20 protein-coding genes are annotated in these 20,197 nt (G+C 62.7%); 10 read left to right on the plus strand and 10 right to left on the minus strand.

Features of this window, described 5'->3' with window-relative positions; translation table 11 throughout:
- Positions 1–101 precede the first annotated feature (101 nt).
- The 3 genes from V8192_RS07360 (at position 102) to ndk (ending at position 2,521) form a co-directional block, all read left to right on the plus strand.
- A complete protein-coding gene (locus tag V8192_RS07360) occupies positions 102–1,571 on the plus strand; it encodes a leucyl aminopeptidase (RefSeq protein WP_341632435.1) in 1,470 nt (489 codons plus the stop codon).
- Positions 1,572–1,583: 12 nt separating this feature from the next.
- Positions 1,584–2,021 (plus strand): DNA polymerase III subunit chi, encoded by a 438-nt coding sequence (locus V8192_RS07365; RefSeq protein WP_341632436.1) that lies wholly within the window; start codon positions 1,584–1,586, stop codon positions 2,019–2,021.
- A 77-nt stretch (positions 2,022–2,098) separates the two neighbouring features.
- Positions 2,099–2,521, plus strand: a complete 423-nt coding sequence (gene ndk, locus V8192_RS07370; RefSeq protein WP_341632437.1) for a nucleoside-diphosphate kinase — start codon at positions 2,099–2,101, stop codon at positions 2,519–2,521.
- On the opposite strand, the gene cls is transcribed toward ndk, so the two are convergent.
- From cls to purM, 5 genes are read right to left on the minus strand one after another with little or no spacing between them, the layout of a single operon-like run.
- Complete coding sequence (gene cls / locus V8192_RS07375) at positions 2,518–3,957, minus strand: cardiolipin synthase (protein ID WP_341632438.1); 1,440 nt, start codon at positions 3,955–3,957, stop codon at positions 2,518–2,520. The two genes, ndk and cls, sit on opposite strands and share 4 nt — an antisense overlap.
- 3 nt (positions 3,958–3,960) lie before the next feature.
- Positions 3,961–4,464, minus strand: a complete 504-nt coding sequence (locus V8192_RS07380; RefSeq protein ID WP_341632439.1) for a hypothetical protein — start codon at positions 4,462–4,464, stop codon at positions 3,961–3,963.
- Complete coding sequence (locus tag V8192_RS07385) at positions 4,461–4,817, minus strand: MmcQ/YjbR family DNA-binding protein (RefSeq protein WP_341632440.1); 357 nt, start codon at positions 4,815–4,817, stop codon at positions 4,461–4,463. Before V8192_RS07385 ends, V8192_RS07380 begins: the two co-directional genes overlap by 4 nt.
- On the minus strand, positions 4,814–5,374 hold the full coding sequence (gene purN, locus V8192_RS07390; protein ID WP_341632441.1) for a phosphoribosylglycinamide formyltransferase: 561 nt from the start codon (positions 5,372–5,374) through the stop codon (positions 4,814–4,816). Before purN ends, V8192_RS07385 begins: the two co-directional genes overlap by 4 nt.
- Positions 5,367–6,458: a phosphoribosylformylglycinamidine cyclo-ligase gene (gene purM, locus V8192_RS07395; protein ID WP_341632442.1), complete on the minus strand. Its 1,092-nt coding sequence runs from the start codon at positions 6,456–6,458 to the stop codon at positions 5,367–5,369. The genes purN and purM overlap by 8 nt, the downstream gene beginning before the upstream one ends.
- 65 nt (positions 6,459–6,523) lie before the next feature.
- Between purM and V8192_RS07400 the strand changes: the two genes are divergently transcribed.
- Complete coding sequence (locus tag V8192_RS07400; RefSeq protein ID WP_341632443.1) at positions 6,524–7,804, plus strand: heavy-metal-associated domain-containing protein; 1,281 nt, start codon at positions 6,524–6,526, stop codon at positions 7,802–7,804.
- Entirely contained in the window at positions 7,801–8,424 is a 624-nt protein-coding gene (locus tag V8192_RS07405) for a P-loop NTPase family protein (RefSeq protein WP_341632444.1), read from the plus strand. The genes V8192_RS07400 and V8192_RS07405 overlap by 4 nt, the downstream gene beginning before the upstream one ends.
- 264 nt (positions 8,425–8,688) lie before the next feature.
- Here V8192_RS07405 and rnd read toward each other — a convergent pair whose 3' ends face one another.
- Entirely contained in the window at positions 8,689–9,873 is a 1,185-nt protein-coding gene (gene rnd, locus V8192_RS07410; RefSeq protein ID WP_341632445.1) for a ribonuclease D, read from the minus strand.
- A gap of 113 nt (positions 9,874–9,986) precedes the next feature.
- Between rnd and aspS the strand changes: the two genes are divergently transcribed.
- On the plus strand, positions 9,987–11,762 hold the full coding sequence (gene aspS / locus V8192_RS07415; RefSeq protein ID WP_341632446.1) for an aspartate--tRNA ligase: 1,776 nt from the start codon (positions 9,987–9,989) through the stop codon (positions 11,760–11,762).
- A 59-nt stretch (positions 11,763–11,821) separates the two neighbouring features.
- Positions 11,822–12,565: a polyphosphate kinase 2 family protein gene (locus V8192_RS07420; protein ID WP_341632447.1), complete on the plus strand. Its 744-nt coding sequence runs from the start codon at positions 11,822–11,824 to the stop codon at positions 12,563–12,565.
- Here V8192_RS07420 and greB read toward each other — a convergent pair.
- Complete coding sequence (gene greB / locus V8192_RS07425; protein ID WP_373276334.1) at positions 12,562–13,044, minus strand: transcription elongation factor GreB; 483 nt, start codon at positions 13,042–13,044, stop codon at positions 12,562–12,564. The two genes, V8192_RS07420 and greB, sit on opposite strands and share 4 nt — an antisense overlap.
- A 6-nt stretch (positions 13,045–13,050) precedes the next feature.
- Positions 13,051–15,009 carry a lytic transglycosylase domain-containing protein gene (locus V8192_RS07430; RefSeq protein ID WP_341632449.1) on the minus strand — a complete coding sequence of 653 codons (1,959 nt, stop codon included), beginning with the start codon at positions 15,007–15,009 and terminating at the stop codon, positions 13,051–13,053.
- 93 nt (positions 15,010–15,102) lie between these two features.
- On the opposite strand from V8192_RS07430, the gene dapA reads away from it, so the two are divergent.
- Positions 15,103–15,978 carry a 4-hydroxy-tetrahydrodipicolinate synthase gene (gene dapA, locus V8192_RS07435; RefSeq protein ID WP_341632450.1) on the plus strand — a complete coding sequence of 292 codons (876 nt, stop codon included), beginning with the start codon at positions 15,103–15,105 and terminating at the stop codon, positions 15,976–15,978.
- On the opposite strand, the gene V8192_RS07440 is transcribed toward dapA, so the two are convergent.
- Positions 15,975–17,867 carry a TIR domain-containing protein gene (locus tag V8192_RS07440; RefSeq protein WP_341632451.1) on the minus strand — a complete coding sequence of 631 codons (1,893 nt, stop codon included), beginning with the start codon at positions 17,865–17,867 and terminating at the stop codon, positions 15,975–15,977. The genes dapA and V8192_RS07440 overlap by 4 nt on opposite strands.
- 110 nt (positions 17,868–17,977) lie before the next feature.
- On the opposite strand from V8192_RS07440, the gene smpB reads away from it, so the two are divergent.
- On the plus strand, positions 17,978–18,460 hold the full coding sequence (smpB, locus tag V8192_RS07445) for an SsrA-binding protein SmpB (protein ID WP_341632452.1): 483 nt from the start codon (positions 17,978–17,980) through the stop codon (positions 18,458–18,460).
- Entirely contained in the window at positions 18,453–19,019 is a 567-nt protein-coding gene (locus tag V8192_RS07450) for a DUF2062 domain-containing protein (protein WP_341632453.1), read from the plus strand. Before smpB ends, V8192_RS07450 begins: the two co-directional genes overlap by 8 nt.
- On the opposite strand, the gene V8192_RS07455 is transcribed toward V8192_RS07450, so the two are convergent.
- On the minus strand, positions 19,016–20,062 hold the full coding sequence (locus V8192_RS07455; protein WP_341632454.1) for a hypothetical protein: 1,047 nt from the start codon (positions 20,060–20,062) through the stop codon (positions 19,016–19,018). The genes V8192_RS07450 and V8192_RS07455 overlap by 4 nt on opposite strands.
- Between the last annotated feature and the right edge of the window lie 135 nt (positions 20,063–20,197).

Raw genomic sequence — 20,197 nt, forward strand, 5'->3', positions numbered from 1 at the left:
GACAATCGGCTTGCGACATGTCTCGTCGTTCCTTTGCCAAGGCTGAACTTGCATCCTAAAGCCCTCCGCGCACGTTCGCCCAGATTCAAGGATTGACTGAAATGCAAATTCGTTTCGCCGACCAACGGCCGACAGGCGATTATGCCCTAGTGCTGCCGGTGGCAGGCAAAGATCGCTCGACCCTGGTGGCGCTGGGCCCCGCACAGCCGGCAGTCACGACGGCGCTGGATCGCCAGCGTTTCGAGGGCGATCCGGCAAGCGTGTCGGAGCAGTTCATCGCCGAAGACGGTTCGGTGCGCCGATTGCTGGTGGTGGGCACAGGAGCAACGCCGACCTCCCCTGATGCCGCCGAGAAACTCGGCGGCACTGCGGTTTCACGACTGCAGACGTCGGGCGAGAGGGTCGCCGTCATCGATCTCACGGGTTTTGCACTTGATTCGGATGCGGCTGCACGAGTTGGCCTCGGGGCGGTTCTCCGGTCGTGGCGTTACGACCGTTACCGGACCAAGCTGAAGGACAACCAGAAGGCGACACTTGATGAAGTCGTGATCGTCGGGGGCGAAGCGGGCGCTGCCAAGCGCTACGAGCAACGCTGGGGCCCGGTCGCCGAAGGTGTGTCCCTTACCCGCGAACTCGTCACCGAACCTGCAAACATCATTTACCCCGAGACCTTCGTCGAGCGCGTTCGCGCCTCCGTCAACGGCAGCGGCCTCGAGGCCGAGGTTCTCGACCGTGCAGCAATGGAAAAGCTCGGCATGGGCGCGCTGCTGGGCGTTGCGCAGGGATCCGTGCGCGAGGCGCGCCTGCTCATCCTGAAGTGGAACGGAGCCGACAAGGCGGAACCGACCGCCTTCGTCGGCAAGGGCGTCACGTTCGACACCGGTGGCATCTCGATCAAGCCTGCCGCGGGCATGGAAGCCATGAAATGGGACATGGGCGGGGCCGGTGCGGTCGCCGGCGCAATGAAGGCGCTGGCGCTGCGCAAGGCACGGGCGAACATCGTGGGAATCTGCGGCCTGGTCGAGAATATGCCGGGCGGCAACGCACAGCGGCCAGGAGACGTGGTCACCACCATGTCCGGCCAGACGGTCGAAGTGATCAATACCGATGCGGAAGGACGCCTCGTCCTTGCGGACGCGGTCGCCTACGTCCAGCGCCACTATAAGCCCGGCACCATCATCGATCTTGCAACCCTTACCGGCGCTATCCTCGTCAGTCTTGGGTATGAGTGGGCGGGGCTGTTCGCCAACAACGAGGAACTTGCCACCGCCTTGCTGAAGGCCGGCGAAGAATCCGGCGATAAGCTCTGGCGCATGCCACTTGCGGAGACTTTCGACCGTCTCATTGATTCGCCCATTGCCGACATGAAGAATGTCGGCCCACGAGAGGGCGGCTCGATCACGGCAGCGCAATTCATCCAGCGGTTCGTCGAAAACGGCGTCAAGTGGGCGCACGTCGACATGGCGGGCAAGGCCTGGTCGGACAAGCCGGGCTCGACCTACGAGAAGGGAGCCACCGGCTTTGGCGTGCGCCTTCTCGACCAATATGTCGCGGACGTCCTGGAGCGCTGATCCGGTTCAGGCATGCAGATCGATTTCTATCAGCTAGCGGGCACGCCGCCCGAGCAGGTGATCGCGGTCCTCGCCGAGAAAGTGCTCGAAACGAACGGCCGCCTGCTGGTGGTCGCGGACGACGAGACTTTTCTCGCTCGTCTCGATCGAATGTTGTGGGACCAGGGCCCGAGCAGCTTCCTTCCGCACGGTGTGGCAGGCGGCGTTGATGACGCCCGTCAGCCGATCCTCCTCTCCAACAGCCCTGACGCGCCCAACCAGGCGCGCAATATGCTCATTGCAGACGGCAGCTGGCGAGAAGCGGCGCTGACCTATGACCGCGGCTTCTACCTGTTCGACGATGCAACGCTCGAAGAAGCCAGGCTTGCCTGGAAGCTGCTCGCCGGGAGGAGCGGGGTCGAACGCCGCTACTGGGCGCAGGAAGGTGGCAAGTGGGTTCGCAAGGCCTGAGGCTTGCCGCACGTGACGGACACCGCTAGGCGGCGCACCAAATTCCATCCCGTCCAAACACAGGAGACCGCCCGGTCATGGCCGTGACGCGCACCTTTTCGATCATCAAGCCCGATGCCACCCGCCGCAATCTCACCGGCGCTGTCACCAAGTTACTGGAAGACGCCGGTCTTCGCGTTATCGCGTCGAAGCGAATCCGCATGACGCGTGACCAGGCTGAGGGCTTTTACGCAGTCCATAGGGAGCGGCCATTCTTCAATGACCTGTGCACGTTCATGACGTCCGGGCCAGTCGTCGTTCAGGTGCTCGAGGGTGAGGACGCTGTAAAGCGTAACCGCGATGTCATGGGTGCCACCAACCCCGCGCAGGCCGCAGAAGGCACGATCCGCAAGACCTACGCGGAATCGATCGAGGCCAATTCGGTCCATGGTTCTGATAGCGACGAGAATGCCAGGATCGAAATCGACTTCTTCTTCAAGCCGGAAGAGATCGTCGGCTAGAGAACGGGGCTCATCACAGCCAGAAGGTTCTGCCAGATCCGCTTGCCAAGACCAATCCGTGCAATCGTCTCGGCAGTGATCGGATCGGAATCGGCGAGATACTGGTCCTGCCGCCCACGGACGAGGCCAGCGAAGCCTTCGTCCGCGAACAGGACATTGTTTTCGAAATTAAGCTCGAAGCTGCGCCGGTCGAGGTTCGCGCTGCCGATGAGGCCGACCGAGCCATCGACGATCATGGTCTTGGCGTGGAGGAGGCCGGGGCGATACTCGTAAATGGCGACACCCGCCTTGATGAGATCCTCATAATAGCTTCGTGAGGTCGCAGCGACGATGCGGCTGTCGCAGCGACGGGGCACAATCATCACGGTCCTGACGCCGCGCCTCGCCGCGGAGGTGATCGCGAACAGCAGCTGTTCGTCCGGAACGAAATACGGCGTTGTGATCACCAGTTCATCGCGGGCCGAATGAATCAATTCAGAAAAGCAGGAAGGCATGGCGTCGAAGCTCGCTGTCGGACCGGTGCCGATCACCTGCGCAAGGATCGAGCCTTTGGACGCGGCTCCTGTCTCCTCCCTCAGTAAGTCGCTGATGTCATCGCCGCCTTCGGCCATCCAGTCTGAGACGAACAGATATTGATTGTGCTGTGCGACCGGTCCTTCCCAGCGGGTCATGATGTCGACCCAGGGGGCGTAGCGCGGCTTGATGCGAAATTGGGGGTCGGCGAGATTCTGGCTCCCGCACCAGGCGATGCGATTATCGAGGACGACCAGCTTCCTGTGGTTTCGAAGGTCGACACGGCCGCGGATGAGGGTCCAGATCGGATTTCCGACGGGCAGGGCGACACGAACGTCGCAACCCCGATCACGCAGCTCCCGCCAGTGGCCCGACCCGATCAACCGCCACGAACCAAGAGCATCGGCGAGGATCCGAACGTGGACGCCACGCGCCGCCGCGCGAATGCAGGCATCCTTCACCTTCAAACCGTTGTTGTCGGCGAGCCATATGTAACTGCACAGGTGAACGTGCCGGCGGGCGGCATCGATATCGGCAACAATTTCATCAATTGCGGCATTACTGTCACGAGCGATGCGGGCTCGGTTTCCGCAGGTCGGGTCGAGGCAATTGACCGTCTGTGCCAATGCGAAAGGCGCCTTGTGCGGGCCAGCAGCAAGAGGGGCCAGACAGGATTTGTCGCCGCTCGGTCGGGGAAGGGCAGCATCGATGTCCCTGCCGTGCTCGCGCCTTCGACCGCTGATCCGGGTCTCGCCGAGGATGAGATAGGCGATGATCCCGAGCAGCGGGAGCGCGATGACGACGGCGATCCAGGCGAGGCGGGAAGCAGGTTCGCGATGTGGCCGAATGAGAACGCGTACCAGGACTGCAACCTCGGCGAGTATCAGCAAAGCCTCGGCCGCGAACGGGAGATCAAAGAACAATGCTCAGCCTCGCCTGAGGCCCATGAGATGGATCGAGCGCCCCCCGAAGAGGCCGCCCCCTTCCCACTTGTAGCGTAGCTCGTAACTGCCTCCGCCGCTGCGGTCGTTGCCGGCCTCGACATACCGGGCATCAATGTGGACGGGCACGCTCAGGGTGACCGCCTTGGGTTCCTTTTCGCGGTCCTTCAGCGCTGATTGGAGATCGCTTGCATTCAGCCGGCCATCGCTTCCAACCTCAATCGGGCTCGCCCCCTTAATCCGCAGGGTGAGGCCCTCAAGGCCGTGCGCGGGATCCGCGGGCATGATGGTCAACGTCCGTCCGTCGGCATCGGTCGTTCCGCGAAGCGCCAGCGGAACGGCAGGCTTTTGTTCCACGATGCTCGTCGTCTTGTCCTGGCTGCTGCTTTTCCAGGCGATCCAGACGCCTAGCGCGGAGACGACCAGCGCTGCGAGCGCGATCAGTTCGCCAAGGTTGACCCAACGCCGTCGAGTTCTTTCATCCGTCATCGCCCACCAGCTTCCAACAGCCGGCGGGGGGCCGCAAGTTCCCAGCTTTCCGCGATCCGGTCGGTCACGTGGTCCCAGTCGACGCCATCTCCAGCAAGGTTGATTGATATCCAACTCGAGAGATAGGCGGGCTTGGAATAGGTATGGGGATCGGCCTCGAGCAGCATCGCCTGTTCATCGATGCTGCTCGTGCGCACGCAGACGACGGTCTTTCCGTCGCCGTGGTGGTTGCTGCGGAACTGGGCGAACTGCTTTCCTGCAACGAAGAAGGTCGGCTGGCCGTGTGAGAGCCGCTCCGACGTATCGGGGAGCTCGAGCGCCGCTTCGCGCACTTTTTGCAGTGGGCTGCTCATCGATCCACGAACTTGCTCAAGACCATTGGATATAGCTCATGTTCCGCCGCGAGCACGCGTCGTTCGAGAGTTCCGGGAGAATCGCCCGGAACGATCGGTACTTCGAGTTGACCGAGAACCTCGCCTGCATCGAGCTCCTCGGTCACGACGTGCACCGAACAGCCACCGACCCTATCGCCGGCCTCGATCGCGCGTCGGTGAGTATCGAGACCCCGATATTTCGGTAGCAGGGAAGGGTGGATGTTGAGAATCCTGCCGCGCCACTCCTCCACGAACCAGGGCGTCAGGATTCGCATGAAGCCGGCAAGCGCGATGGTCCCGATTCCCCGGACCTCCAGCGCCGCGCTCATCTCGCGGTCGAATTCTTCTCTTCCCAAGCTCCTGCTGTCGAGCGCCCAAGTGTCGAGCCCGTGCTGGCGAGCCCAGTCGAGACCGGCTGCGTCCGTCCGGTTCGAGCCGACGACCGAGACGCGATAGCCTTCGGCCCGCTCGACGAGGGCGCGCATGTTGCTGCCGCGCCCGGAAATCAGGATCGCAACACGCTTCTCCTCACGCATGATGAGTGGCGGACCAGTCTCCGGTTGCATTCCAGGCGCCGCTGCGGCCGCTGACGGTACAGCCGCGGGGTCCTTCTTCGATGCGGCCGATCTTAAATACCGCCTCGCCGGCGCCCTCAAGGGACCGCTCAACCTTCGCCGCCGCTTCAGGAGCGACAATCACCGCCATGCCGATGCCGCAGTTGAAAGTGCGCGCCATCTCTTTGGGAGAGATCGGGCCCCCTTCTTCCAGGAGCGAGAAGATCAGCGGAAGTTGCCATTGTCCGACGTCTACTGCGGCGTGGCAATTATCCGGCAGAACGCGCGGAATATTCTCGAGAAGTCCGCCGCCGGTGATGTGTGCCAAGCCCTTTATCTGGCCGGTCTGGACAAGCGGAAGGAGCGCTCGAACATAGATCCGGGTCGGTTCCAGCAAGGCAGCTCCAAGAGTTCGCCCGTCCTCCGAGGGAAACGGCCGCTGCAGGTCCCATCCTTGCTGCTCGACGATCCGGCGAACGAGCGAGAAGCCATTGCTGTGCACGCCCGAACTGGCGAGGCCCAGGATGAGATCGCCGGCGCGGATGCCGGAACCGGTCATGACTTTGTCGCGCTCGACGGCGCCCACGCAGAAACCCGCAAGATCGTAATCGCCTTGCGCGTACATGCCCGGCATTTCGGCAGTTTCCCCACCGATGAGCGCACAGCCCGCACGCCGGCACCCCTCGGCAATCGATTCGACCACGAGCGCCGCGACCCCCGTGTCGAGTTTCCCGGTCGCGTAATAATCGAGGAAAAACAAAGGTTCGGCGCCCTGGACGATAAGGTCGTTCGCGCACATGGCAACGAGATCGATGCCGACGCCCTCATGATGACCCGTCTCGATCGCGAGCTTGAGCTTGGTTCCAACGCCGTCGTTGGCGGCGACGAGCAATGGGTCGCTGTAGCCGGCGGCCCTGGGATCAAAGAACCCGCCGAATCCTCCGAGCTCGGCATCGGCTCCGGGCCGAGCGGTCGAACGGGCGATTGGGCCGATCGCCTTTACGAGCGCATTTCCGGCATCGATGGACACGCCGGCATCGGCATAAGTCAGGGGCTTCTGGCTCATCGCCGCGGGCAGTAGAGACAAGCTGCTTGGATTTCCACGCCGTTATCGCCAAAAGACCGTCCCGAATGATTGCACGCCGTATCGCTCTTCCCTTTTTGTTGCTTGTCGCCGTCGCTGGTGTTGCCGGCGCGCTTTATGCGCAGCTCGAGACCAGTGACCGCGGGATCGCTCCGCTGGACAGCTCGAACACGCTGGAGATCGGCGGGATTCACGTCGACGTCGGGGGTGCCGATGCGGAGTCGGCGCGTTTCGCCGGTTGGCGCATCGCCCAGCGGCAGGGCTTCAGGCTTCTGTGGGCGAAGATGCACGGCGTGCCGGTAACGCAGGCCCCGACGCTGCCCGACAGCGCCCTCGACCAGATTGTCAGCTCCATCAATGTCGAGCGGGAGCAGATCGGACCCAATCGTTACATCGCGGACCTCGGCGTCCTGTTCGACAGGGCGCGCGCCGCCCCGTTCCTCGGCGTCGAGGGTGGCCAGGCTGAGCATTCCGTTCCGATGCTGCTCATTCCCGTGATGATCTCCGGGGGGACTTCAACTAGCGTAGAGCTACGCAATGCCTGGCAGCGTGCGTGGGCGCAGTTCCGCACTTCGCAAAGCCCGATTTCCTATGTGCGAATCAGCGGAATGGGCGCCGATCCCCTGCTGGTGAATGCGGCGCAGACTTCGCGTCCCGGCCGAGGCTGGTGGCGAAACCTCCTCGACACCTATGGAGCTGCGGACATCCTGGTGGCCGAAGTTCAGCTGCAGCGTCTTTATCCCGGGGGTCCCGCGCGAGGACGTTTCATCGCGCGCCATGGTCCTGACAACCAGATCATCGGCGGCTTCACGCTCACGGCGCTCAACGGCGATGCGATTCCGGCGATGATGAACGAAGGTGCGCAACGTATCGATGCACTTTATGCGCAGGCCCTCGCTGCCGGCCGCCTCACGCGCGATCCATCGCTCAATCTTCCGCCTCCGCCAGTCCTTCCACAGCTCGCTCCGGAAGCAAAGCCTGCAGCGCCGGTCAGCGCCGTCCGGTCGTATCAGGTTCAGGTCACCGGCAAGAACGTCAATTTCTATAATTTCGCGATGGCGCACCTGAGAACGCTGCCAGGCGTGGTGTCGGCAACGCCGCAACAGATCAATCCGGGCGGAACGAGCTACATCCTCGTCACCTACAAGGGGGATGTTTCACAACTCGGCGCAGCCCTGACCGGCCGCGGCTGGGTCGTCGAGACATCCGGGACCGTCGTGAAGCTCCGCTCCGATACGGACAAACCGCCCGCAATGCCGCCTCCGCCGGTCCAGCCACCGGCTGCTCCGGCGCCGCAGCCCGCGACGAACCAGACGAGCGCGCAGTGAGGAGAGGATCGGACCAGATCGCGCTCCCGCTCGACTGGCCCCAAAGTGAAGGCGATGCACGCTTCATCGTCAGTGATGCCAATCGCGAGGCGTTCGACCATTTTCGCAAGTTCAGCATGTGGCCCGTAAAGGCGACGATACTGACCGGCCCCCGCCGGTCCGGCCGGAGCCTTCTTGCGCGCAGCTTTGTCGACCGCGCCGGAGGACGATTGTTCGACGATGCCGACCAGCGAGACGAAGAGGAACTGTTCCACGCCTGGAACCAGGCCCAGGACACCGGACTGCCGCTCGTGATGGTCGCCGATGAGCCGCCGCCGGTCTGGTCGCCCAGGCTCCCCGATTTGAAGACTCGTCTTGCAATCACGCCGACGGCTCGCATCGAGCATCCCGACGATGCCTTGTTCGCCGCACTCATGCAGCTCCACTTCGCCGACAGGGGTCTTCACGTGGCGGCCGACGCACTCAAATTCATGAGCGAGCGCCTGCACCGTGATTACTGGACGGCCGAACGGGCGGTGGAGGCGGTCGACCGGTATGCGATCGCCGAGCGCGCACGAATTTCGCTTGCCACGATCCGCCGCGCGCTGCTGGACGCGCGGATGATCGGCGAAGCCGCCTAACCGCAGTCGGCTGCCGTAATCATTCCGCCTGGACCCGGGTAAACGCTCGCCCGGTCCATACGGCAAGTCCATCCTGAAGACCCTGCTGCACGGTGCCCAGCAAAGCATGGCACAGCGAGTCGCGCGCAAGATCGGAGAGCCCGTCCAGCGGGTTTAAGGCTTGGCCGATGGAGCTATTCGAACTTCAAAGATTGCATAAACGGTCGTCAATCGCCGCCTGGGTAATCGAGCAGGCCGCAAGCAGGAGCGGCAAGGAGCGTGGCTCTACGCGTCGACCGTTTCCTGCAGAGTGACGCGGCTCATCTTGAGCTTGCCGTTCTCGATCGCGAAGGCGAGGCGGCCTTCCACAAGGTCCAGAGCGTCCTTGCCGAACTGGTCATAGCGCCAGCCGTGGAGGATATTGAGATTCCTGCGAACGCCGGCTGCAAGGGCTTCGAGGTCGTCCGAGCGGGCGATGAGGCGGGCTGCAACACCCGTTTCCTTCGCCCGGATCTTCAGCAGCAGCTTCAGTAGGTCGCTGACGAGGGCGGCGTCCTTCGTCAGTCCCGGTCGCTTCGGCTCGCGGTCGGGCAGTTCGTCCTGATTGAGTGGTTTTGCCTTGTCGATCGCCGACATCAGCCGCGCGCCGATATCATTTGATTTCCATCCGGCAGACAGCCCGCGCACGCGGCCAAGATCATCCTGCGTCTTGGGCGGGTGAAGGACGATTTCATTGAGCGTATCGTCCTTGACGATCCGCCCGCGCGGAAGATTCTTCGAGCGCGCTTCCGTTTCGCGCCACGCCGCGAGCGCCTTCAGGCGACCAAGTACGACCGGGTTGCGGCTCGGCAGCTTCAGGCGCTTCCAGGCATCCTCCGGCGCAAAGGCAAAACTGGATGGGTCCGCGAGGCGCTCCATTTCCTCGTCGAGCCAGGTACCGCGCCCTGTCTTTTTGAGCTTCTCCACCATGCGCGGGAACACCGTCGCGAGGTGTGTGACGTCGGCGATTGCATAATCGATCTGCCGCTTGTCGAGCGGACGCCGGCTCCAATCGGTGAAGCGCGCGCCCTTGTCGAGGCTGTGGCCAAGGAGGCTCTCGATGAGGTTGGAGTAGCCGATCTGTTCCCCGTGGCCGAGGGCCATTGCGGCAATCTGCGTATCGAAAAGCGGATGAGGCACCTTGCCGGTGAGGTTATGGATGATCTCCAGATCCTGGCCCCCGGCATGAAAAACCTTCAGCACCTCCTCATTACGGACGAACAGGTCGAGGAGCGGCTTCATCTCGATATCGGCCTTAGGGTCGATCGCTGCAGCCTCTTCGGTGCTTGCAACCTGAATCAGGCAGAGGTCAGGCCAGTAGGTATTCTCACGCATGAACTCCGTGTCCACGGCGATGAAGGGCTGACGCGAAAGGCGGTCGACGAGGGCCTTGAGGTCTTCGGACTTGGTAATCAGTGGATGGATACGCATGGTTCTTGAAGGGGGCTTTAGCGGCGCCCTCGCGGGTTGACAAAAAGGTTCGCGACAGTGAAGCGCGGCTCGCGTTTTTCTCCACAATTTTCCGCTAAGCTGAGCCGACCATCATGCACGCCTATCGTACCCATACCTGCGCCGAGCTGCGCGCCAGCAACGTCGGCAACACGGTCCGTCTCTCGGGCTGGATTCACCGCAAACGCGATCACGGACACCTGCTGTTCGTCGACCTACGCGACCATTACGGCATCACGCAGATCGTGACCGACACGGATTCGCCGGCTTTCAAGGTGCTTGATCGCATTCGCGTCGAGTCGGTCGTCACCGTCGAGGGAGAGGTGGTTGCCCGGTCCCCTGAAACCGTAAACCCGAACCTTCCGACCGGGGAGATCGAGGTTCGCGCGACAGAGGTCACGGTGCAGTCGACAGCGGCCGAGCTGCCGATGCCCGTTGCCGGTGAACAGGACTATCCCGAAGAAATCCGGCTGAAATATCGCTATCTCGACCTTCGCCGGGAGCAGATCCACCGCAACATCATGCTTCGTGCAGCAGTGATAGCCTCGATCCGCCGCCGGATGATCGAGCAGGGCTTCACCGAATTCCAGACGCCCATCCTGACCGCAAGTTCGCCCGAGGGCGCACGTGACTATCTTGTTCCGAGCCGAGTGCACCCGGGCAAGTTCTACGCGCTCCCGCAGGCGCCGCAGATGTTCAAGCAGCTGATCATGGTCGCGGGCTTCGATCGCTATTTCCAGATCGCGCCCTGCTTCCGTGACGAGGATGCACGCGCTGACCGCAGTCCTGGTGAATTCTACCAGCTCGATTTCGAGATGAGCTTCGTCACTCAGGATGACGTCTTTGCGGCGATCGAGCCCGTTCTGTCCGGCGTCTTCGCGGAGTTCGCTGATGGACGATCGGTCACGCCGGCAGGGGAGTTTCCGCGCATTCCCTACAATGAAGCCCTCCTCAAGTACGGTACCGACAAGCCTGATCTTAGGAATCCTCTCCGCATCAGCGACGTGGGTGACCAGTTCAGGGGTTCAGGGTTCGGCCTGTTCGCGAAGATCGTGGAGGGCGGAGGAACCGTTCGCGCAGTGCCTGCCCCCAATACGGCGGGCCTCAGCCGCAAGTTCTTCGACGACATGAACGAGTGGGCGCGCGGCGAGGGCTTTGCTGGCCTTGGTTACGCAACGCACAAGGGCGGTGAGTGGGGCGGTCCGATCGCCAAGAACCATGGCGAGGAGGGAATGAACCGCCTCGCCCAGGAGATGGGCCTCGGCCCCGATGACGGGATCTTCTTTGCTGCGGGGAAGGAAGAGGAAGCCGCGAGGCTTGCGGGCGTTGCGCGCACCCGTATCGCAGAACAGCTCGACCTTGTCGAAAAGGGGGCGTTCCGGTTCTGCTGGATCGTCGATTTCCCGATGTTCGAATTCAACGAGGAACAGCAGAAGATCGACTTCAGCCACAATCCGTTCTCGATGCCCCAGGGAGAAATGGACGCGCTCGAGACGAAGGATCCGCTCGAGATCCTCGCGTGGCAGTACGACATCGTGTGCAACGGCGTGGAGTTGAGCTCCGGAGCAATCCGAAACCACCGTCCGGACATCATGTACAAGGCGTTCGAGATCGCCGGTTACTCCCGCGAGGAGGTCGACACGAACTTCTCCGGGATGATCAACGCCTTCAAATTCGGCGCGCCGCCGCACGGCGGATCGGCGCCCGGTATTGACCGTATCGTCATGCTGCTCGCCGACGAGCCGAACATCCGCGAAGTCATACTCTTTCCGATGAACCAAAAAGCGGAAGACCTGATGATGAACGCGCCAGCAGCGGTGATGCCCAAGCAGCTCAAGGAGCTGCACATCAAGGTCGTCGCAGACAGCTGAGAGGTGCGGATTCATCGAAGCCGTTGAGTCCGGCGGAGATTGCGTTAACTTCCCGTTCGATGGTTGATCGAGAAGCGAGTTTTGGCGGGTCACGCGGGGCGGCAGATCTCGGTCCGGCGCTGCGCGCGTTACGGGACCACTTGACCGAGCTCCAGCTTCCCCAGATCGCGCACGGGCGCCGGGCAATCATCCTGCTCGAGGGTCCCGAAGGCTCGGGCAAGAAGTTCACCCTCAAGCAGCTGGCATCGGCATTCGATCCTTGCCACTTCGTCGCGCACTCGACGGGCTATGACCGGCGCGAAGCGAGCGAGGGCCATTGGCTTGCGCGCTTCTGGCGGCAACTTCCGTCAGCGGGGCACACTTCGGTATTCTATCGCAGCTGGTATCGCCGGGTGCTCGAAGACCGCGTCCTTGCACGGACCCCAGCCGAATCGGTCCCCAGGGTCTTTGACGAAATAAACGAGTTCGAGGCCCAGCAGCGCGACTACGGAACGCTGCTGGTGAAGCTCTTCTTTGATGTGAGCGCGGACGTCCAGGAGCTACGGTTAGAGCAGCGCCGGCGAAGCCCGTGGCGGGGACGGGTCGCCCAGAACGATTTCATCCGGGCCGATGACCCCGACTATCAGCGAGCGCTCGAGGAATTGCGGTCGAATACCGACACGCGCTGGTCGCCATGGCGAACGATTGACGGCGATGACGAGGAGCAGGCGGCACTTGCTGCACTCGAAACGATCGCCGAGGCCTGGTCGAGGGCAATGCCGTCGGAACCGCCGCGCCTGGTCGGAGCTTCCAGGCTCGCCTAGCCGGGATACGTGATCTCGATCACCTCGTAGCTTTTCTCGCCCGACGGAAGCCTCACGACGCGTTCGTCTCCGGCCCGCGCACCAATGATCGCGCGGGCAAGCGGTGCACTCCATCCGATCCTGCCGGCGCCGGCGTCGGTTTCGTCGTCGCCGACGATGGTCAGGATCCGCAAATTGCCCTCCTCGTCGGCAAGCTCGACGGTCGCCCCGAAACGCACCTGGTCCCGCGCTTCCTGCCTTGCAGGATCGACAACCTTGGCTTCCTTCATGATCCGTCCGAGATATCCGAGCCGGCGGTCGATTTCGCGCAGCCGTCGCTTGCCGTAGATATAGTCGGCATTCTCCGAGCGGTCGCCAAGCGAGGCGGCCCATGAAACGGTCTCGACGATCTTGGGCCGCTCGATGCCGAACAGCTCGTCATATTCTGCACGGATACGTTTTAGCCCCTCGGGCGTGATGAATCGGTCGGTCACGCGCAAGGCCTATCAGGCCGGTCGGTCCTTCCCAAGATAGCGCGATACATGAAGCGCTGACTGCTGAGACTGCGTGGACCGAAGCGAATCGTACACCACGCTGTTTTCAATGACCCGTTGAACGTAGGCCCGGGTCTCGGTGTAGGGTATGGTCTCGATCCACTTGAGCATGTCGACCTGGCTGCGCGGATCGCCATAGCGGTCGATCCACTTGCGTACATTTCCGCTCCCGGCATTGTAGGCAGCGACGGCGAGCGGAACGCTGCCGTTCCAGGTGTTGAGGAGGCGATTGAAATAGGCTGAGCCGATCATGACGTTGTAGCTGGGATCGCTGATCAGCCTGTAGCCGTCGTAGCCCACGCCCATCTTGCCCGCTTGTTCGCGTGCAGTACCGGTCATCAACTGCATCATTCCCCGTGCCCCCGCGTGGCTCAGCGCATAGGGGTCGAACGAGCTTTCCTGCCGGCTGATTCCGTGCGCGAGAGACCAAAGATCACTCGCAACAGGAGCCCGGAGCGTGGGATAGGCTTGCCGAACGTAGAACATCGAGCCCTTTACGCGCGCCATCCGCGAGGTCCAGACCGCAAGGTCCTCCCGGCCGATCTGCTGGCCGAATTGAACCGCGAGGTTACGGTCCGTGTCATTGTCCAGCGATTCGGCAAGGGCCCTTACGAAGAGTGCCTGCTCGCTCGCCCGGCCCTGCTGCCCAAGAAGTCGGGTGGCCTGGACCAGACGGCGACTGTCGAACGCAGCGCGTTGCACCGAGGTCGTCACATATTGCGGAAGAGCTTGCGGAGGCGGCGATACCGAGCGGCCGAGCCGTTCGAGTGCAAGCTGCCCGTAGAAGAGGTCCGGATAGCTTGCTGCGCGCTGGAAATAGGCGTTCGCGTCCTGGAGGCGGCCGGCGGCGAGCGCCGCCCGCCCGGCCCAATAATATCCCTTCGTCTGGACCTGAAGCGAACGGCCCGCGCGGGCATAGCGATCGAACATCGCAATGGCGCTGGCCGGCCTGTTCATGCGGTCGAGAGCGATACTCCCGGCAAGCCACGCGAGGGTGGTGTAGTCGTCGCGAATGCCGATCGGTTGATCGGCGACGTTCGCTCCTGCGGGCAATATGTCGTCGAGCTGGCTCGCAATGTTATACGCCGCCTGCCAGCTACGCTGGTCGACCGCGTCGCCCGAAACGGCAATCATCATGTCCATGAAGCGCTCGGGATCGGCAGGCTTGTAGACAAACTGGTGGTCGCGAGCGGCAAGCTGCTGCGCCGAGGAAGCGTAATTGTTCGCTCGAAGCCACCTGACCCGGTCCATCATCAGGCCGGCATCACTGATAACCGAACCGATTACTGCTGCGTATCGGCTGTCGGCGTCGGAAGCGTTCTGCTGCATCGCGATTCGGGCGGCAAAGGCCGCCTGACGCTCGGGGGTTGACGACGACAGGAAACGCGCCGCCGCATCGGGATTCTTGGCAAACAGGAGCGAGTCGACCCGGTTGTCGTGGTCGACGCGCGAAAATACGGCGCCGTAGCGAGACCAGAGGACCTGCTCGTCGCTATCGCTAAGGTCTGCCGATCTCCACGCACGCCGCGCGGCATCGAGCGCCTGCGAGGTCTGCCCAGAAGCGGCATAGGCTTCGCTGAGGCGTGCCCAGCCGTTCCCGGTCCTGGGTTGATCCTTGGCGAAGAAGGCTAGGACGGTTGCCGTATTCTCGCCGGACTGCATCGCCTTTTCAGCCCAGCCGCGCATCCGCGTGGTGTCGGGCCAGTCTGGATTCGCGATTAGGAAGCTCGCGTAGTCGGAGAAGCGGTAGTCACTGCTCTGGCGAAGTACCCGCCAGCTATCTAGCGCGGAAGCAACGCCCTTGCTCGGAGCAGTGGCATAGCCCATCGACGGCGCATATTGCGCCGAGCTTGAGGGGGCGATCGCAAGGAGAACCGCCATGAGTGCAGCAGCACGCCACATGCTGGACATCTTGGCTTGCCCCTCCTTATCAGGCCGTGAACGCCGCCCCCCGCACCAATGGACAGGGCAGATAGTCTAACTCTCCTGTGAGGAGGCAAGTTCATGTTTTTTGGGTCGATTCCGGCACTCGTGACGCTATTTTCGGGCGGCCGTGTCGCAGAGGACACATTCGCCGAATTTGTCGAATGGCAGATCAGCGAGGGGTCCAACGCGCTCGTCCCGTGCGGAACGACGGGCGAGAGTGCGACCCTCAGCCGCGACGAGCATCGTGAGGTCATCGCCCACACAGTTCAGGTCGCAAATGGAAGGGTTCCTGTGATCGCCGGTTGCGGCAGCTATTCGACCGAGGTGGTGATCGAGCTGACGCGGGCTGCTGCTGACGTCGGCGCCGATGCCGCTCTCGTGGTCGTTCCCTATTACAACAAGCCGAGCCAAGCCGGCATCGCTGCCCACTTCACCGCGATTGCCGATGCATCGCCAATTCCCATCGTGGTTTACAACGTACCCTCACGAACGGTTGCCGATATCTCCGTCGAGACGCTTGGACGGATAGCGGGGCATCCCAGGATCGTCGCGATCAAGGATGCGACCGGCAATCTTGCCCGGGTGTCAGCGCAGCGGCTCGAATGCGGTGAGGAGTTCGTCCAGCTCAGTGGCAACGACGACATGGCGCTTGGTTTCAACGCGATGGGCGGCGTCGGCTGCATCTCGGTGACAGCAAATGTCGCGCCAAGGCTCTGTTCCGAATTCCAGAAGGCGATGCGGGAGCAACGCTGGGACGACGCGCTGAAACTGCAGGACCGGCTATACCCGCTCCACGCGGCCCTGTTCTCGGACGCCTCGCCAGCTCCGACCAAATATGCGCTTTCGCGTCTCCGTCCGACGACTCCTCGCGAACTGCGCCTGCCGCTCGTGGAGGCGTCAGAAGCTTCGAGGCGCGCAGTTGATGCCGCCCTTGAGCATGCGGGGCTTGCCTAACTGTTGCCCGCACCAAGCTGGGTAAGGATCGCCTTGAATCGCCGGTCCGTCCGGACAGGGTCGAACAGCGGGTCGACGCGCAACGTGTTGAGGCCAGGATCATCAACCTTGAGCCCACGATCGAGTGCGGCGAAAGCCTTGTCCGGCTCCCCTCGCTGAGCGTAGGCCTGGGCGAACTGGTAGCTCGCCGCATCGCCGTAGACGCTTCTTAGCTGATCAAGCTTCTGATCAGAGCGCCGTCGGTCGCCCAATCTTCCAGCCACGATCGCCTCGCCAGCCAGGCGGACCGTGAGGTCCGCCGGCAGGACATCGAGATATTGCTGAGCGGCCTTGGGATCGTTCTTGAGGATGAGGGAAAGGGCGATGAAATATTGCGGGATCCAGAGCGCGGGTGCGAGCTTCAAAGTGCGCTGTGCCTCGCCGATGGCTGCATCATACTGGCGGTCATAGAAGAGCGCATAATAGAGGCGGCGATGCGAAAGGGGGTTCAGGGGGTCGATTTGGACCATTCGCTGAGCGTAGGTGATCGCCTGGCGCGTCTGTCCCCCCGCAACGCATGCGGTAACCGCAGCCTGCAGGACCTGTATGTCATTGGGCCCGATCGCGGCGCCCCTTTGGATCGTGCGTATCGCGGCCGTGACGTTGCGCTGGCCGTAGAGCGCGTCGGCGAGCGAGGCATAGCCTTCCGGTAGGCGCGGAGCAGAGGCCACCGCTCTTCGTGCGGCACCGACGGCAGCCGCATAACCGCGCCTGGTTTCCTCGGGCGATCTCCCGACGTCGGCGAGATAGGAGAGGTTGCGGGACTTGGCGGCAAGCGCCTTGGCGAACTTGGGATCCCGGGCGAGAGCGGCGTCGAGCAATGCGTTTGCCTGTTTCAGGCTGGTCTCACTGTCGTCGCTCTGGGCCTGCCTTACGGCCCGCAGATAGAGGTCGTGGGCTTCCGCATCGCCGGTACCACCCGTCGTCAGAGCCTGGACGTCAGTGCGGCCAAGTTCGACGCTCAGGGCGGATATGACATTCTCGGCGATGTCGGTCTGGATGGCGAGCACGTTGCCCTCGGGCCGATCGTAGCTCGCCGACCATTGTTCCAGCCCGCTGCGTCCATCGACGAGCTGGGAAGAAATGCGCACGACGCCAGGTCCCCTGCGAACGCTTCCTGTAAGGATATGGCCGACGTGGAGACGATGGGCGGCGCTCGCCGCGTCCTGGTTGCGAACCGCCTCTGATGAGATTCGCCCCGCGACATGGAGACCGGGGAGCCGGGCAAGGGCGCTGCGCAGCTCTTCAGCTATGCCATCCGAGAAATAATCCTGGTGCGGATCTCCGCTGAGATTGGCGAAGGGCAATACGGCGATGCTGTTCGACGCCTTGGCCGCGCTTGGCTTCAGTAGTGCCCATCCGCCGGCTGCCGCGAGTGCAGTCCCGGCGCCGACCATGATCATGCTGCGTCTGGAAACGCCGCCCCTTGGCTCGGGCGTGATGTGCGGGGGCTTTCCCGCCACGACCGCGCGCACGGCCTGGATGAGGTTTCGGTACCGCGCGTCCGTCCGCGATCCCTTCCAGCCCTGGATTGAGATTGCATGCAGTTCGCCAAAGCCAAGGGGAGGTTCAACATCGTCGATCCGGATCGGCAGATAGGTGCCGCGCCGCTGGGCGCGGTTGGCTTCGTCCCGGACGAAGCGTCCATCGGGTCCAACCGACCGCTTGCTCCACACGACGATGACGCACTTGGCTTGATCGAGCTGCTCCTCGATGTCCCGCCGCCATTCCGACCCGGCTGCAATCTGCGTATCCCACCAGACGGTGAGACCGTCCGCTTCAAGGGCCTCGACGAGCGCCGCGATCCGCGTGCGGTCCTCGGCCTTATACGAAACGAACACGTCGCTCACCCAAAGACCCCCCGAGCAAAGCCATTCAGCTATGGCTGAATTAATATCGCAATTGGCAGCTCTTCGCATCCGCGCTGGCAAGTTGGGGCCGGGCCCACTAACTCGCCGCCATGGCCAAGCCGCTGCCCCAAGCTTTCGACAAGCAGAAGGTCGTCGCCGAGAACCGGCGTGCGCGCTTCGATTATTTCGTCGAAGAGCGATTCGAGGCGGGCATTCAACTTGCCGGCACCGAGGTCAAGTCGTTGCGGCACGGCGAAGGGTCGATCGCGGAAAGCTATGCAACCGTCGATGCCGAGGAAGTCTGGCTGATCAACAGCCACATTCCGGAGTATAGTCACGGCAACCGGCTCAATCACGAGCCGCGCCGGCCACGTAAATTATTGCTCAAGAACCGTGAGATAACCAAGCTGCAGGGCGCAATCACCCGCCAGGGCCTGACGCTCGTGCCGCTGTCGCTCTATTTCAACGGCAGCGGTCGGGCGAAGGTCGAGCTGGCGCTGGCGCGCGGCAAGAAGGTGCATGACAAGCGCGAGACGATGAAGGAGCGGGACTGGAAGCGGGAGCAGCAGCGGCTGCTCAAGTCCAATGGCTGATGCTACTCCGCCAGCGAGCCGCTTTCACTGGATCACTCGGCATATCCCCACCCGCGACACCGTTCATCAATATCGCCTTCTGAGGCCCTTTGCATCGCACCTGGCACATCCATCCCTCTGGCGCATGACGCGTCGGTCGGTTCCGCGCGGCGTGGCGATCGGCCTTGGCGTCGCGGTAATCATCCCCTTCATGCACACGGTCATCGCAGCGCTCGTCGCGATTCCGGCACGCGCGAATGTCGCCATCGCTGCCATTTTCACGCTCGTCGTCAATCCGCTGACCATCCCGCCGCTCTACTACGCGGCGTACCGCATCGGTTCATGGGAGCTGCATCACGACGCGGCGATTGCAAATCCCGCTGATGTCGAGCGCTTCTCGAGCGAGCTCAGTCGTCTCCTATTCTGGATCCACCAGGCATCAGGCTCGATCGCGGTCGGAGTTCTGACGATCGCAGCCGCGTTGGCGCTCTTTGGCTATTTCGCGGCTTCTTTCGTCTGGCGCTTCTGGTCGCGCAGCCGGTGGCGCCAGCGGCGGATCAACAGCTGCGCGCGGCCCTAGCGGGCAAGCGCTCCAGCCCGGCCCTGCAGGCGCGGACGAAGGGGGACATTCATGTGGCCCGCGACCGCCTCCAGCCACTGGAGGACCATTCCGAGCTCGTCGGAATGGACCTCAACCAGAGCCTCGAGATCCCGTTCGCGGACCTTGGGATCATAATCCTGGGCCGAGTTCTTGCTGTGTCTTGAAAAAACCGGCCCATCGACGATTCCACCGATTTGTTCGCCGGTGAAACCGAGGCCGAAGAAGGATTGCACCCGTTCAAGCTCGCCTGCAGGATCCGCCAGCAGGTCCGCAGCATCGAGAAGCAAGAGCCGATCTTGCCCATAGCGGCCGGAAAGCTCGTCGAAGAGCGCGATCTGCATGAGCCAGGCCAGTGCTGCGATCTGGAGATCCGTTTGCTCGAACGTCTCGGCCGCGGAAAATCCGAAGTCGAGAGTGCTCCCGGAAATCAGGCTCCGGTACAGCCTCCTCGCGTTGATCCTTCCAAGAAGCCCGCGTCTCACGACGGACGAAAGGAAGGTCCGTGCACTCGAATAGAGAAGTATTCCGCGCGAACGAGCGCGAAGGTCCAGCACTGGTCCGATGAGGCGATTGGCAAAGCTCGACGGTTTCACGATGACCGTTTCGCCGGCTTGGGCCGGCCTTGCGAGAAGGCGAAGCGCAAGATCGAGCATCCCTTCAGCCGCGATTGCGCCTCGCTCAGCCTGCTCGGCGAGGTTCACGAGGATATTGGGCTCGCTAAGGCTCGTGCTCGTTCCCGGTCTCTCAAGCGCTTTTGCAAGCAGGGTCGAGCAGCAGAAGGAGCTGTGAAAGATGAAGTGAAGCGGCGCTTCGAGTGCCGCTTGCGCTTCCGCCCTCACTGAATCGAGCAGAGCACTGGCCTTGGGATATGCACCCCTCAACTGTCCGTCAGTCAGGAAGACGAGATCTTTGCGCGAGGCGACCGGCACGTACACCGAGGTCAGGCACTCTCCGCTCTCCTCGATCGCGTGCGGAATCCATTCCGGATTAACTGCAAGCTCACGAGCGGAAGGGGCTTTCATATCGGCGCTATCTCGCGTTGAAGCGGCATTCTCAAGCTGTCGCGCTCGTGATGCCAGATCTGCGTCTCGCTTGCACTTCCAGGCACGCGCCCGCCGTTCGCAGGAGCAGCATGCGCGGTGGTCGATTGACGTTCG

The organism is Sphingomonas agri, assembly GCF_038148795.1.
GTDB lineage: Bacteria > Pseudomonadota > Alphaproteobacteria > Sphingomonadales > Sphingomonadaceae > Sphingomicrobium > Sphingomicrobium agri.